Here is a 12,952-nt window from a genome sequence, read left to right as displayed (position 1 = left end):
GCCCACAAGGATGGGGATCGGCCGGGGCACGCAACAGACGCAGTCTGGCAAAACAGTTGTGCCGCTCAGGCAAGGATGAAGGCCGCCCCCGCGGTAGAGTCGACCGTTGGTCGACTATCGCGCGCAGCGCGGGCTTTCATGGCCGGTCGGCGAAAAGCAGTCGACCAACGGTCGACTCTACCCTCTACGATGCGCGCTTACAGCGTCGGCTCGATCAACGCCCCGCCATGGGCAATGCGGTCGTAGCACGCGCGCACCACATCCTCGCCGTACTTCAGCTCCAGCCGGCGCACGATGAAATGGCCACGCGCCATGTCCTGGTAGTAGTCGGTGAACATCGTATTGAGCGTTGCACCCGCCGCGGCGCCGACAATCGGCACCGCCTGCGCGGCGAATTTTTCAGTCACCACCACGCCGAAGCGGGCCGCCACTTTCTCCACCAGCTTGGCCAGCAGCTTGCCGGCCTCCTTCGGTGCCACGCCCAGGGTCAGGTCGCGCCCGGTCACCACGCGCCCAGCCAGTTCGGCCGACAGATGCCGCATCACATCGGTGGTGAAGCCGCGCGCCAGGTAATAGCCGGTTTCGCTGGCATCATCACGCGGCGAATTGCCGCCCAGTGCGAACACCTCCAGGCAGGCCTGGCGCGTGCTGAACTGCGACAGGTCGAAGCCTTCGCTGCGGGCGACATCGGCCACCGCGCGCATCATGATCGTTGTCGATACCGGCAGTTCAATGAACAGCGCGGCGAAGCCGAACGCACCGCCCACCGCGCCGGACGTGGCTGCGGCCAGCTTGTGCCAGCGGGTGGACGCGGATTTCCCGGGCGTGTTGCCCATGCTCCACAACGCCGCCTGCGCGGACTTGGACAAGGCGGCCTGCACGGCGCCGTGGATGCGACCGGACACCGCAGTCGGCAGCGCCTTCACCGCGAACTCCAGCGGCGTGCCCACCAGGTTGGCCATGCGCGCGGTGATCGTAGGCGCCTCCAGCAGGGCGACCGCCCGCTGCAGGTCGCCCCAGTCCTGGGCATCGTGGGCGATATCGCGCGGCAGCAGGATCGGCTCGTTCATGGGGCCGATCATAGCGCTGGGAAGTTGAACGGATCGTCGCGGGCAGGCGGCCCGGCGTTACTGGGGTCAGAGCCCTTTCCGCTGGAAAGGGATCCGAACCCGCTCAGGCGACCGGCAGGCCCGACAGCTCACCCATGAACTGGCGGTAATGGCGCAGTTCGGCGATGGAATCGTGCACATCGCTCAGCGCGGTGTGGTTGCTGTTCTTGGTCAGGCCCGCGGCCACGCTCGGTGCCCAGCGCTTGGCCAGTTCCTTCACCGTGGATACGTCCAGGTTGCGGTAGTGGAAATACTTTTCCAGCCGCGGCATCTGCCGGTGCAGGAAGCGGCGATCCTGGCAGATGGAGTTGCCACTCATCGGTGAAGCGCCGGCCGGAATCCACTGCGCCAGGAAGTTGATGGTCTGCGCTTCGGCCTGGCCCAACGTGGTGGTGCTGTCCAGCACGCGCTGCCACAGCCCGGAACGGCGGTGCTGGTTGCGGTTCCATTCGTCCATCGCCTCCAGCGTTTCCAGCGGGTGGTGAATGGCGAATTCCGGGCCTTCGGCCAGCACGTTCAACTGCGCGTCGGTCACGACCGTGGCGATCTCGATGATCGAATCGTTGTCGGTATCCAACCCGGTCATTTCCAGGTCGATCCAGATCAGTCGCTCGTTGCTCGCGCCGTTGTCGGCCATCGTGTCGTCTCGTTGCCGGGCTGGCACGTGGCCCGCCGCAGGAATAGGAAAGGGGCGACCATCATACCCTTTCGCTGCTCAGGCCTCGTCGGCGTGGTTTTCCAGCAGCAGCGGTGGCTTGCCACGCTTGGCGCGGAAGTAGTTGGTCAGGCGCAGGCTGGCCTCCTTGGCCAGCACGCCGCCATGGATCTCCACCCGGTGGTTGTGTCGCGCATCGCCCAGCAGGTTGAACACGCTGCCGCAGGCGCCGGTCTTCGGGTCGCTGGCGCCATAGACCAGGCGCGACACACGCGCATGTACGATGGCCATGGCGCACATGGCACACGGCTCCAGCGTGACGTACAGAGTGCTGCCCACCAGACGGTGGTTGGCCAGCACCCGACCGCCCTCGCGCATGGCGACGATTTCGGCATGCGCGCTGGGGTCGTGGCTGGCGATGTTGAGGTTCCAGCCCTCGCCCAGCACCTGGCCATCGGCGCCCACCAGCACCGCGCCCACCGGAATCTCATCAAACACGTGCTGCGCGCGCTCGGCCAGCGCCAGCGCGTGGCGCATCCAGTGTTCGTCAGCATCTTGCACGGGCACGCCCAGGGAATCGCTCATGGTGGTTCTCGCAGTGAAGACCCGGCCACGCCGGACGGCCGGCATTGTACGCCCCGGGCGCGTGCAGGCCGGGTGGCCGGCCGCCCACAATGCTAGATTCGACGTTTTCCCAAGGAAGGAGTGCCCGCAATGGGGGGTCAGATTCTGTTCTTCATCTTCGCCACCGTCATGAGCGTGGTGTGGATCCTGGTGCCGTTCGCGATCTTCGGCGTGCGCAGCCTGATGCGTGAACTGCTGGCCGAACAACGCCGCACCAATGAACTGCTGACGCACATCGGTGGTTACCGCATTCCGCCGCCGGCGCCGGAACCGCGCCCGTGGCAGGCGCCTTGACGCCGGGGTCAGAGCCGCGCTCCGTCGGAAAACGGCTCTGACCTCATCACAGCGGCGCAGTCGCCTCGAACGCTGGCGAATAGCGCACCTCGCCCTGCGCCATCGGCGGCTGCAGGCACAGGGTCTGGAAATACTCCGCAGGCACCCCCGGCAGGATCAGCCCCGGTTCGGCGCGGAAACCAAACCGACCGTAGTAGGCCGGCTCGCCCAGCAGCACGCAGCCGTGCGCCTGCTGGCTGCGCAGTGCATCGATCGCGGCCTGCATCAACGCCGCGCCCACACCCTGCCCCTGCCGGGCCGGCAGCACGGAAATGGGCCCCAGGCCAAACCAGCCGATACTGCCGTCGCTCACCGCAACTGGCGACACCGCCACATGGCCGACCACCGCACCGTCCTGCTCGGCCACCAGCGACACCGTCAGTTCGCCCCGGTCGCGCAGCGCGTCCACGATGAACTGCTCAGTATGGCTGCTGTGCTCGGCCTGGCGGAAGGCGGCCTCGGTCAGGGCGTGAATGGCGGCCACGTCGGCCGGTTGTTCGGGGCGGATCAAGGGCATCGGGGGAACTCCATGGAAGCGCGCACACCATGGCCCCGGGCGCTGATTCACGCAACCGTTACGTCCACCGCGTAATGCGCCCCGCGTGAATTGTTGATCCACCTCACGAATTGAGACACCCGTCCGCAGCGGGTTCCAGCGTACTGCAGCATGCGCAAGCCCTTGTGCAAACAGGCATTTCCACGGCATCGGCTGGGCTGCTTGCGTCAAATTCATGACGGAACCAGGCCGCAAGCGGTGGCAGCGTGTCGTCATGGCCTCCCATAATCAAAACTCCCGTCCCCAAGGAAAGGAGACCTGCCGTGCACATTGCGTTGGCGTTCGCGCGCACGGCTGTACATCTGCAGACGCTGCCTGCCGTGTTGCCGCACCGTCCCTGCCCCGCCCCACCGGCGGCCTGAGGATGCGCGGCCGCACATTTCCCTGCGTTGTTCTGTCGCTGCTGATCGCCTGCAGCCCGGAGGCTCTCATGTCACAGGAGTTTGATTCCGCCGCCGCCAACGTCGCCCAGGGAGGGCGCGGCCTGGCAAAGCTCAACCCCGCCCCCCGCAAGGCCTATGAACTGGTCCTGCGGCTGGCCAACCCACCCGGCGATTTCGCGGTGGTCGAAGGCGTGGCCCAGTACGACGTCACCAACGAAGACCAATGCGGCTACATCGAGCCGGAAACCGGCACCCCCGCGCGCATCACCAGCCAGGAGCCGGTGACCCTGCGCAAGGTGGCCGACAACGAGTATCGCGGCACGGTGTACCTGGACCGCATGCTGGACGAGGACTACTACGGCCGCGGCGTCTGCACCTGGTCGTTCAGCGGTGCCGGCGCCATGCTCAAGGCCACCGGCGCCGACGGCGAAACCCGCTTCCTGTCCTTCCTCGGCGCCGATCCGTTCATGGGTGGGCGCACCGAAACCCGCCACTACCCGCGCGGCGACTACCCGCGCGTGGATGACATGCCCGACTACGGCGCCAGCGGCCAGCAGGACCCGAACCGCTTCCGCGCCGAACTGCGTGATGCACTGTTCTCGGCCACCCTGAGCGCGCACGAGGTCAGCCCATGACCGTGACCAGCCAGGACTACGCCGCGCTGGCCAGCGATGCCTACCGCGACGAACGGGTCGGCCGCCACGATCCAGCACAGGAACAGCCGGTCATCCTCAATGGCCACGCCTACCGCGTGCTGGAACACGCCAACAACCGCCTCAACGGCTACCAGGGCACCATCTATCAGCGCGTGGATACCCACGAGATCGTGGTCGCCCACCGTGGCACCGAACAGATCGGCCGCGACGGCATCCTGACCGACGGCGGCATGGTGCTGGCCCGGCGCAACCTGCAGGCCAACGACGCACTGGAACTCACCCGCCACGCCCTGGCCTATGCGCAGAAGGAAGGCCGCGACCTGGGCCAGACCCCCGAAGTAAGCGTGACCGGGCATTCGCTGGGCGGCACGCTGGCGCAGATTTCGGCCCATCACTTCGATCTGAAGGGCGAAACCTTCAACGCCTACGGCGCGGTCAGCCTGACCTACCGCATTCCCGAAGGCGGCCACAACGTGCTCAACCACGTAATGGCGGCCGACCCGGTCAGCGCGGCCTCGCAGCACTTCGGTGACGTGCGCATGTACGCCACGCAGAAGGAAATCGACACGCTGGGCAGCTGGGGCTTCAGTAACAGCCGCTTCCGCGCGCTCATTCCCGACAGTGCGCTGGGCGCGGCGGCCTCGTCACTGGGCTCGCACAAGCTCAGCAACTTCCTCGGCGACGATTCGGTCTTGAACACCGCGGGCACGCAGGAACTGGCCCGCGACAACAGCCGGATGATCGGCGAGTACCGCAACGAGGTGGAGCGCGTGCGCCGCGGCATCACCATTGGCGCGCGTGGCATCACCGGCAACCTGTACGACATCTACGACCACAGCCGCGGCCCGCTACAGCCGGGCGAACCGGCACGGCGGGAGGCCCCGGTGGCGCCGTTGCCGGGCATTACCGAACGTGACCATGCCGGCAATCCACTGTTCAACGATGCCCTGCGCGGCGTACACGCCCTGGACGCACGTGCCGGGCGCACGCCCGATGCGATGAGCACGCAGTTGGCAGGTTCACTGGCAGCGGAAATGCACGCCGCCGGCGGCCAGCGCATCGACGAGGTGGTGATGAGCGGCGATGCCGCGCGCAGTTTTGCGGTGCAGGGCCAGAGTGGTGATCCCGGCCATCTGCGGGTATCGGTGGATACCGCAGTGGCCACCCACACGCCGCTGGAACAGAGCACCCAGCGCATCGAGCAGCAGACCGCGCAGCGCCAGAGCCAGGAACGCGACCCGCAGCAGGAGCTGGTGCAGAGCCAGGCACGCGCCCTGCCCTCCTGACGGGCGACGGCTTGCGCAAACGGGAGCCGGACCTGCCGGCTCCCGTTGGTGCAGCACGCAATGGCGCCGTTACGGGCTGGAGATTGCCGCGGTGCTGTCGCCGGCCGCGTTGTCGGCCGTCACGTAGACATCCGGGCCCGAATCCGGGAAGCCACCGCAGGCGCGATCGCCGGGCGCGACCGGGTCACACGGCCATTGCCTGCGCGCCACACGCTCGCGCAGTTCGAAGTTCTGCCCGTTCCAGACCACGAAGGCCAGGTGTTCGCGATTCCAATCGCTGAATGCGTGCGGGCCGGTCTTCTGCGGCGATTCCGGATACTGGACGTACCAGCGCAGCGCCGGACCGTACTGCAGCTTGCTGTGGTCCAGCAGCACCCGGCCTTCGCGCGCCTGCTGGCGGGCGCGGTCGGCCTCGGTGATCGACGGTGCCGACGGCATCACCTTGGCGGTGACGTCCTGGGCCACGCCATCGGCCCCCATCTGGTACACACGCTGGCTGACGTAGGCCTGCTGGCAGGCACCGGCCGGCACGCGCACCGGATCGGGACGGGCGTCGCTGGGCAACGCCCGGTCGGCGCACTCGAACGGCGCCTGCACCAGATAGGTGGTGACCGCCGGATCGGCGCCTTCGAACGAACGCACCCAGATATCGCCCAGGCGGGCGATGAAATCCGGCCGCTCGCCGAAGCCAGCAACGGCCTTGAACCACACGCGCTGGCGCACCTCGCGTTCGCGCCAGGCGCGCGGCAGCAGGATGTCCTGTTCCGGCACGGCCACCAGCAATGCGGCCAGATGCGCGGGCAGCGTGCCCTGGCAGGCGCCGATCATCAGATCGCCCTGCGGCGCCAAGCGCCCGGCCAGGTCGACCGGGCAACGCGCGCCGAGCTGGCGCTCGGTAGCCTGGTCCGGCGGCAGCGGCACTACGGCCAGTGCAGGTGGTGCCGGTGGCGCGACGGGTGCCGGCGGAGCGGCGGGAGCGCCCGGCGCCTCGGCTACCGGCGCGGCAGATGCTGCGGGTGCGGGTGCGGCTTCAGGCGCAGGCGCAGGCGCCGGAGCCGGAGCCGGAGCCGGAGCCAGAGCCGGAGCAGCTTCAACCACCTCCGGTGCGGCCGGCGCTACCGCTACCGCTACCGCAGGTTCCGCTGCCGGTTCGGCAGTCGGGGCAGGCGCCGGTGCCGGTACCTGTGCCGCCTCGGCCACGGGCGCAGGCGCCGGAGCCGGTGCGGCCTCAGCCGCCACTGCCGGAGCGACTGCCGGTGCAACGTCTTCCGCAGCAGCAGGCGCGTCCTGTGCCTGGGCCAGCGTGGCGGTCAGTGCCAGCGACAGCGCCCACAACGGCGCCAGGCGCACGCCGCAGCGCGGGCGATGCGCGGCAGCACGCCGCGCGGGTGATTCACGATTCTGCATGTTGTGTCCCTACAAGGAAGTTCCATGAAGGCGCCCGCAGGCACCCAACCCATGCGATCCCACGCCTGTGCCCAGGCGGACCGCGCTTACAGCGATCGCGAGCGCTGCTGTTCCTGCTCGCGGTTGATCGAAGCCGACTGTTCCTGCCGTGCAGTGGCATCGGTCGCCAGTTGCCGGCTGCTTTCTTCCAGCGATTGCTGGGAGGCCTGCGCGCGTTCCACCGCACAGCGCTGCATGGCCGGGTCCCCCATGTTGCCCTGCACCGCAAACAGCATGCGCCCGTCCGCGCCAGCGACCACGTGGTCAATCTGCTGCAACCCCGCCTTGTGCGCGCCTGCGGCCAGGGCCGCAGCGGCATTGTCCAGTTCCTGCGGCGTGCGCAGGCCACTGCCCGGCCCAAGCTGCTGCAAGCCGTTGCGCGCGCCCAGGAACAGGCCATGGCCGACGTGGCTGGGATCGGTCATGTCACGCGCCACCGAGGCGCGTTCGCCCACCTCGCCACGCCCCAGGCGCTCCATCACGTCGGGCGTCAGCTTCTGCTGCCAGCCGTCGAAGCGGCGCAGCCGATCCTCCACCCCGTTCATCGCACCATTGATGGCATAGGTTGCCTCGCGCACATCCTCGCGCGCCTGCTCCGGTACGTGCTGCTGCCACTGCCAGACCGCGATGCGACCAGCGTGTTCGGGCTGCGCGGCCAGCTCGGGGTGGTTCAACAGATCCAGATCCAGCGCCTGGCCGGCGCGCGCGTAAGCGTCCTTACCGGTCAGCGGCAGATAGCCGCGCCCGTGGTAGGTCAGCGCATCGCCTGGCGCATCGTTGCCCAGCCGGCCGCCGTACATCAGCTCGGCCAGCGCCTGCGGGCGCCCACGCAGGGCCTCCTGGCGCGCCGACTCCAGTGCGTCGTTGCCGTTGCGCCACGCCGCTTCCACCGGAATCTGCGAGATGCCCCGGGTGTAGTTGAAGCTCTCGTTCAGACGCGACAGGCCGCGCGACTCGTGCCCCGCCTGGGCCATGAAGTTGGCCAGTTCGCGTGGCGAATCGATGCCTGCCGCAGTCGCCTGCCGCAGCAGTTGCGACTCCCTATCCCTCGACACGGTGCCACTCCTGGGTAGTCATCAGCGCGGGGTCCGTCCCGCCGGTTGAAGCCTGGCTCATGGAAGCGTCACCTCTGCGACGCTGGCCGGATCGAAATCCTCGAATCGCACCCGGCCGATTTCGGCCGCCGAGAATTCGCGGATGTTGGTCGCCTCGGTTTCGATGTCCACCACCTTGCGGCGCACGGTATCGACCCAGCAGTCCCGCTCCGCCGAGGCATAGCGGAACGTGTAGGTGCTGCTCCAGCGCTGCCGGCTGCCGCCGTTGGTGATCACGCTGAACGTGTCTTCCTCAACCATTGCATACGCAAAAGGGTCGCCGGCCAGGCCACCCCGGGTCGAACACGGCACCAGCTTGTCGTTGCGCGCGGCCAGCTGCCAGCGGCCGCCGCCGTCACCGCGCAGCAACAGCAATACCCGGTTGGGACCGTGCTGGCCGGCCACCAGGCCTTCCGGCGCGGGCTGGTCGATCACCAGTAGCTGATACTGCACACCGTCGCCGTTGCACACGCCCCTGACGGCTTCCAGCAGGTTCGCGCCAGACGGAACGAATGCCAGGGCATTGTCCATGTGCGCGCCACTCCGGTTCTCCATCCCCTCCCACTCCTTCAATGTCATGCCGCCGGTGCCCACCCGCTCCGCGGGCACGGACGCCAGGTCCACCTGCACCGGGCTGTCCGTCGAAACGGATCATAGCCCCGGCACCGTCGCCGCGGCGATGGTGGCGAGCGTCACCCTGGGACGGGACAGACAGAGTCCTCATGGACGGGAAAGCTCCTGCATGCAGTGCACCGACGCGTCATGTTTCTGACGCAAAGCGAGCTTACCGCGAGGGCATTCGTTACGTCGAAGGGGTAAGCGCTGAAAGAGCGGTTTCAGTCACAAAAAAACTGTGACTTTCGCGAAGCGGGTGCGCTGTGGGCGACACCATCAGTACGGTCTGAAGATCTGCTCGGTGCAGTTCTCATACACAATCGCACACGCGCCGGGCATGTCGTTCTGGCAGATCCCCTGCGCCAGTTCGGCTGCACGCTCCAGTGTCGGGCCGGTGCCGATACCGGACCTGCCATTACCCGTGCGACCACTGGGCACGACCCAGGACATGCATTGATTGAAGTAGGTGACGCTCACCTTGCAGTCGCGAGCACCGCTGTTCGCGCACTTGACCATGGCATCGCGCTCGGCCTCCTTCTTGGTCAGCTGCCCCGTGGACACGCCTGCGTCCGATGTGGTCTCAGACACCGCCACTCCGCCCCACGTACGGATCCACTCGCCCAAGGGCCTGGGCGGTGGCGAGGCCATCTGCTGTGACGTCGAACCTGCTGCGCCGCCCATGGGCGCACAGCCCTGCACGCCCTGGCCACCGATGGGGTACATGCCCGATGGGCAGCCGCCCTCGGCATAGGCTGCGCCCACACCTGACAAACCGACGAACACAGCGAAAACGCGCGCGGCGATGCTTTTCATTGATTCACCCTGCTACGAATGGCGCCGGCCCCCTGCGTGGTTCGCAGTCGCCGAGCGGATTTTCGTTACCCACGCCCGCGGTTCAGAATCTGCTGAATTCAGGAAGCGAGCACTCCGCATACACAACGTGGCACTTGCCGCCACCGGTGTCCTTGCAGTTTCCGATTGCGTTCTGTGCCACGGTCTCCGTGTCCGCCGCAGTATCAAGCGACCCTTGGCCCTTGCCGGAAGACGGGACAGCAAAGGCAACGCACTGGTTGTAGTAAGTCACCGTAGGCTTGCAGCCCTGCGCTCCCTCCGCGGCGCACTTCCGGGTGGCCACAGCCACCGCGCGCTCCTCGCTGGATTCGTTTGCCGAAGTGCCAACGAGATTGGAGGACGGCGATTCCACCACAGCCCCCCAACGTGTCAGCCATTCCCCCAAGGGACGCGCCGGCGCAGCGCTTGCGGCCGGCCCGGCACCGCCGGAGGCCCCGGGAATCGGCGCACAGCCCTGCACCCCCTGGCCGCCGATGGGATACATACCTGATGGGCAGCCGCCCTCGGCATGGACGGCGAAGGCGGCCAGATGCAGCAACAGCAACAGCCCGATGCGCAGAACGTGGATATTCATGACCTTGTTACTCCTTTCATTTGCCACCGCACCGCACGGCCCCGTGCCCGGGCATCGGCATGCCCTTCTGCAAACGCGCTCAGAAGCGCTCGAATGTCGGTTCGGCACAGTCTGAATAGAAGGGCTTGCAGGCATCGCCAGCACCGTCCCTGCATTCCTTCTGGGCAAGCGCTGTGGCCTCTTCCAAGGTCGGCGCCTGTGCCATGCCGGACTGGGTACCCGGTCCAACCACACCCGGGACCACCCAGGCAAAACACTGATTGGAATAGGTCATCACCACCGTGCAGTCGTCTGCGCCCTCGACAGCGCACTTCTTCAGCGCAGTCCGCTCCGCAGAGAGACGCGACGTCTCCGCGGTTGCAGTGCCAACCAGCGACGTTGATCTGGAGTGCGCAATTGCGCCCTAGGCATCGTGCCAGCGCCCAGTGGGGCGCGGCGGCGCGGGCGGACTTGCACCGCCCTGCCCTGCTGACGCCCCTGGAATCGGCGCACAGCCCTGCACGCCCTGGCCGCCGATGGGATACATGCCGGATGGGCAGCCGCCCTCGGCATGGGCGGTCCCCGTCACGGCCATGCCACCCAGCAGCAATGCGAAAAAGAAACGTGCGCGCATGGCACTAGTACTCCCTGAAAAATGGAACTGCACAAGCAGAGTAGATGGACCTGCACTCCTTTCCGCCGGCCGCTGTGCATGCCTGGACCGCGAGTCTGGTCGCTGACTCCACCGACCCTGCGCTGGCGTACTTGGTACCGGTAGAGACCAGTTCAGAGTTCACTGCGGACACGCATTGGTTCTGGTAGACGAAGTCAACTTTGCAGCGCCCACCACCTTGGCGCTCACAGTTCTCAACAGCCTTCAGACGCGCCGCATCCTCAGTAAGCTGGTTCACCGACGCACCGCCTGCGGTACCGTCAACTGCGCCGGCCAGCGCGCCCCAGGTCTTGATCCACTCGCCGGTAGGACGCGGCGGCAGGGGCGTGGACGACGCCCCACCTCCAGCCCCTGCTTGGGCCCCGGGAATCGGCGCGCAGCCTTGGACGCCCTGCCCGCCAATGGGATACATACCCGGCGGACAGCCGCCTTCAGCGTAGGCGGGTGTGACAGCGAAAGCCGTCAGGAGCAACAGGGCAACGGGGATGATGCGAATGACCATGGCACACCTCAATCTCACTCGTTTCCGCCATGGAGCAAAACGCGGCGGATGACCACTGGCGCTCGTCAGTACTTCTTGAAGAAAGGAACGGTGCAAGCGGAATAGATGGACTTGCACTGCTTGCCACCGGCTTTTTCGCAATCTTGAACAGCTAGCTTCGTCGCGATTTCCTCGCTCGCTGCAGTCACATACTTTGTGCCAGTGGAAGCGAGCTCGGAAGTCACTGCCGAGACGCATTGGTTCTGGTAGACGAAAACGACCTTGCAGCGCCCTCCACCTTGGCGCTCACAGTTCGCTATCGATTTTTCGCGGGCCGCTGCCTCCGTCAACTCACTTACCGAAGCACCGCCTTCCTCTCCTTCGATTGAACCGGCGAGCGCCCCCCAGGTCTCGATCCATTCTCCCAGCAGGCGGGGCGGCAGGGGCGCGGATGAGGTTCCGCTGGCTCCGGCGCCTTGCGCGCCAGGAATGGGGGCGCAGCCTTGAACGCCCTGCCCACCAATCGGGTACATGCCGGCGGGGCATCCACCTTCCGCGTATGCGACGGAAATGGCGAGATAAAGCAGCGGCAACAGTGCAACTCGTAGAAAACAAACGTTCACAAGATCACTACTCCCTTGTCCTGGCTGCATCAGCGTGGCGCGAACCGCCCGGAGCCAATGCGCCTCCGCCACAAACCGCCCCATGCCAGGCGCACCTGTCAGAATCTCTCGAACCGCGGTTCGCTACAGTCAGAATAGACGATCTCACACTGCATGCCTCCCTCTTCCCTGCAGGACTTCATTGCAGTTTCCGAGGCACTCTCCACGGTTGGACCCCCTGCAAAGGATGAGCCGGTGCTTGACGCCTTGGGGGTGGCTATTGCAGCGCATTGATTTTCGTAGGCAAGCATGACTTTGCAGTCATCCGCTCCCCAGGATGCACACTGCGCAAGCGCCACCTCCTCGGCTTCTCGTTTCGAATCTCTGCCCTTCGAAACGCCGGTATCCCCACCTCTGCCGATGGCCATGGCGCCCCATGTCTTATGCCATTGCCCAGTCGGCCGCGGCGGAAGGGCCGGAAGCTGCTGAGAGGTCGAGCCACTCGCACCTGGAATCGGCGCACAGCCCTGCACCCCCTGGCCGCCGATGGGATACATGCCAGCAGGACATCCTCCCTCGGCATAGGCCAGGAAAGCCGCGAAACAGAACACTGGAATGGTGGCAAAACGCACGATGCGAATCGACATATGAAACCTCAACCTCGTTCGTTATTTGCTGCCCCACGTTGGCCGGTGCTCTGAGCTGGTTCCGCGAACCCACCAAGCCGGGACCCCGAGCCACCACTCCTGCACTGTGTCCCGAACGCGGGCAACCATTTCCATCGCGATGCTTGTCATAGCGGCCAGCACGGCCATCGAGAAGCTGATCGATTGGGACGCACGTCAAACCGAACCGGGGTGAATCGACTGCGCCGTCTAAAACCCCATGAAACATGCGGCGCACGGCTGAACAACGCACTCCACCGCCTCAGTGAAGAACAGCAGAAAGTGGCCGGACTACGAACTGCGGCTAGTACTTCTTGAAGTACGGAACTGTACACGCCGAATAGATCGACCTGCACTGCTTCCCGCCGG

At 66.4% G+C, this 12,952-nt stretch carries 16 protein-coding genes; 3 read left to right on the top strand and 13 right to left on the bottom strand.

Annotation, left to right across the window (positions count from 1 at the left end; genetic code table 11):
- Positions 1 to 197 precede the first annotated feature (197 nt).
- The 3 genes from G4G00_RS19805 to tadA all read right to left on the bottom strand — a co-directional run bounded on the left by G4G00_RS19805 (position 198) and on the right by tadA (position 2,349).
- Positions 198 to 1,070 (bottom strand): EcsC family protein, encoded by an 873-nt coding sequence (locus tag G4G00_RS19805; protein WP_108754824.1) that lies wholly within the window; start codon positions 1,068 to 1,070, stop codon positions 198 to 200.
- A gap of 103 nt (positions 1,071 to 1,173) precedes the next feature.
- Positions 1,174 to 1,746, bottom strand: a complete 573-nt coding sequence (orn, locus tag G4G00_RS19800) for an oligoribonuclease (RefSeq protein ID WP_108749924.1) — start codon at positions 1,744 to 1,746, stop codon at positions 1,174 to 1,176.
- A gap of 78 nt (positions 1,747 to 1,824) precedes the next feature.
- Positions 1,825 to 2,349: a tRNA adenosine(34) deaminase TadA gene (gene tadA, locus G4G00_RS19795; RefSeq protein ID WP_164275987.1), complete on the bottom strand. Its 525-nt coding sequence runs from the start codon at positions 2,347 to 2,349 to the stop codon at positions 1,825 to 1,827.
- A 129-nt stretch (positions 2,350 to 2,478) separates the two neighbouring features.
- Here tadA and G4G00_RS19790 point away from each other — a divergent pair, with 129 nt between their 5' ends.
- Positions 2,479 to 2,682, top strand: a complete 204-nt coding sequence (locus tag G4G00_RS19790) for a hypothetical protein (RefSeq protein ID WP_108749926.1) — start codon at positions 2,479 to 2,481, stop codon at positions 2,680 to 2,682.
- 46 nt (positions 2,683 to 2,728) lie between these two features.
- Here G4G00_RS19790 and G4G00_RS19785 read toward each other — a convergent pair whose 3' ends face one another.
- Positions 2,729 to 3,238 carry an N-acetyltransferase gene (locus tag G4G00_RS19785; protein WP_164275984.1) on the bottom strand — a complete coding sequence of 170 codons (510 nt, stop codon included), beginning with the start codon at positions 3,236 to 3,238 and terminating at the stop codon, positions 2,729 to 2,731.
- Between the two features lie 403 nt (positions 3,239 to 3,641).
- On the opposite strand from G4G00_RS19785, the gene G4G00_RS19780 reads away from it, so the two are divergent.
- Positions 3,642 to 4,295 (top strand): hypothetical protein, encoded by a 654-nt coding sequence (locus G4G00_RS19780; protein ID WP_108753390.1) that lies wholly within the window; start codon positions 3,642 to 3,644, stop codon positions 4,293 to 4,295.
- Positions 4,292 to 5,602: an XVIPCD domain-containing protein gene (locus G4G00_RS19775; protein WP_108762261.1), complete on the top strand. Its 1,311-nt coding sequence runs from the start codon at positions 4,292 to 4,294 to the stop codon at positions 5,600 to 5,602. Before G4G00_RS19780 ends, G4G00_RS19775 begins: the two co-directional genes overlap by 4 nt.
- Before the next feature lie 69 nt (positions 5,603 to 5,671).
- Here G4G00_RS19775 and G4G00_RS22040 read toward each other — a convergent pair whose 3' ends face one another.
- The 9 genes from G4G00_RS22040 to G4G00_RS22035 all read right to left on the bottom strand — a co-directional run bounded on the left by G4G00_RS22040 (position 5,672) and on the right by G4G00_RS22035 (position 12,346).
- The gene (locus tag G4G00_RS22040; protein WP_240336190.1) at positions 5,672 to 7,009 is read right to left on the bottom strand and encodes a hypothetical protein; all 1,338 of its coding nucleotides are present in this window, start codon (positions 7,007 to 7,009) and stop codon (positions 5,672 to 5,674) included.
- Between the two features lie 86 nt (positions 7,010 to 7,095).
- Positions 7,096 to 8,103, bottom strand: a complete 1,008-nt coding sequence (locus G4G00_RS19765; RefSeq protein ID WP_164275982.1) for an XVIPCD domain-containing protein — start codon at positions 8,101 to 8,103, stop codon at positions 7,096 to 7,098.
- Between the two features lie 57 nt (positions 8,104 to 8,160).
- Entirely contained in the window at positions 8,161 to 8,697 is a 537-nt protein-coding gene (locus tag G4G00_RS19760; RefSeq protein WP_108749931.1) for a hypothetical protein, read from the bottom strand.
- A gap of 336 nt (positions 8,698 to 9,033) precedes the next feature.
- Entirely contained in the window at positions 9,034 to 9,570 is a 537-nt protein-coding gene (locus G4G00_RS19755; protein ID WP_164275979.1) for a DUF4189 domain-containing protein, read from the bottom strand.
- 82 nt (positions 9,571 to 9,652) lie between these two features.
- Positions 9,653 to 10,183, bottom strand: a complete 531-nt coding sequence (locus G4G00_RS19750) for a DUF4189 domain-containing protein (RefSeq protein ID WP_164275976.1) — start codon at positions 10,181 to 10,183, stop codon at positions 9,653 to 9,655.
- A gap of 79 nt (positions 10,184 to 10,262) precedes the next feature.
- Entirely contained in the window at positions 10,263 to 10,580 is a 318-nt protein-coding gene (locus G4G00_RS19745; RefSeq protein WP_164276027.1) for a DUF4189 domain-containing protein, read from the bottom strand.
- Between the two features lie 220 nt (positions 10,581 to 10,800).
- Entirely contained in the window at positions 10,801 to 11,247 is a 447-nt protein-coding gene (locus G4G00_RS22115; protein WP_108754827.1) for a DUF4189 domain-containing protein, read from the bottom strand.
- Between the two features lie 155 nt (positions 11,248 to 11,402).
- The gene (locus G4G00_RS19735) at positions 11,403 to 11,909 is read right to left on the bottom strand and encodes a DUF4189 domain-containing protein (protein ID WP_164275974.1); all 507 of its coding nucleotides are present in this window, start codon (positions 11,907 to 11,909) and stop codon (positions 11,403 to 11,405) included.
- Positions 11,910 to 12,037: 128 nt separating this feature from the next.
- Positions 12,038 to 12,346, bottom strand: a complete 309-nt coding sequence (locus G4G00_RS22035) for a DUF4189 domain-containing protein (protein WP_240336192.1) — start codon at positions 12,344 to 12,346, stop codon at positions 12,038 to 12,040.
- Positions 12,347 to 12,952: the final 606 nt, after the last annotated feature.

Source organism: Stenotrophomonas sp. B1-1 (assembly GCF_010894375.1).
In the GTDB taxonomy this organism is placed as follows: Bacteria; Pseudomonadota; Gammaproteobacteria; order Xanthomonadales; family Xanthomonadaceae; genus Stenotrophomonas.
This window is presented reverse-complemented; position numbering and strand designations above follow the sequence as displayed.

What these genes read in the sequence shown, in the direction of transcription:
- tadA (WP_164275987.1), bottom strand. Translation starts at nt 2,349, where the DNA reads ATGAGCGATTCCCTGGGCGTGCCCGTGCAAGATGCTGACGAACACTGG.
- G4G00_RS22040 (WP_240336190.1), bottom strand. Translation starts at nt 7,009, where the DNA reads ATGCAGAATCGTGAATCACCCGCGCGGCGTGCTGCCGCGCATCGCCCG.
- G4G00_RS19755 (WP_164275979.1), bottom strand. Translation starts at nt 9,570, where the DNA reads ATGAAAAGCATCGCCGCGCGCGTTTTCGCTGTGTTCGTCGGTTTGTCA.
- G4G00_RS19750 (WP_164275976.1), bottom strand. Translation starts at nt 10,183, where the DNA reads ATGAATATCCACGTTCTGCGCATCGGGCTGTTGCTGTTGCTGCATCTG.
- G4G00_RS19785 (WP_164275984.1), bottom strand. Translation starts at nt 3,238, where the DNA reads ATGCCCTTGATCCGCCCCGAACAACCGGCCGACGTGGCCGCCATTCAC.
- G4G00_RS19805 (WP_108754824.1), bottom strand. Translation starts at nt 1,070, where the DNA reads ATGAACGAGCCGATCCTGCTGCCGCGCGATATCGCCCACGATGCCCAG.
- G4G00_RS19775 (WP_108762261.1), top strand. Translation starts at nt 4,292, where the DNA reads ATGACCGTGACCAGCCAGGACTACGCCGCGCTGGCCAGCGATGCCTAC.
- G4G00_RS19790 (WP_108749926.1), top strand. Translation starts at nt 2,479, where the DNA reads ATGGGGGGTCAGATTCTGTTCTTCATCTTCGCCACCGTCATGAGCGTG.
- G4G00_RS19760 (WP_108749931.1), bottom strand. Translation starts at nt 8,697, where the DNA reads ATGGAGAACCGGAGTGGCGCGCACATGGACAATGCCCTGGCATTCGTT.
- G4G00_RS22035 (WP_240336192.1), bottom strand. Translation starts at nt 12,346, where the DNA reads ATGGCCATCGGCAGAGGTGGGGATACCGGCGTTTCGAAGGGCAGAGAT.
- orn (WP_108749924.1), bottom strand. Translation starts at nt 1,746, where the DNA reads ATGGCCGACAACGGCGCGAGCAACGAGCGACTGATCTGGATCGACCTG.
- G4G00_RS19780 (WP_108753390.1), top strand. Translation starts at nt 3,642, where the DNA reads ATGCGCGGCCGCACATTTCCCTGCGTTGTTCTGTCGCTGCTGATCGCC.
- G4G00_RS22115 (WP_108754827.1), bottom strand. Translation starts at nt 11,247, where the DNA reads ATGTATCCCATTGGCGGGCAGGGCGTCCAAGGCTGCGCGCCGATTCCC.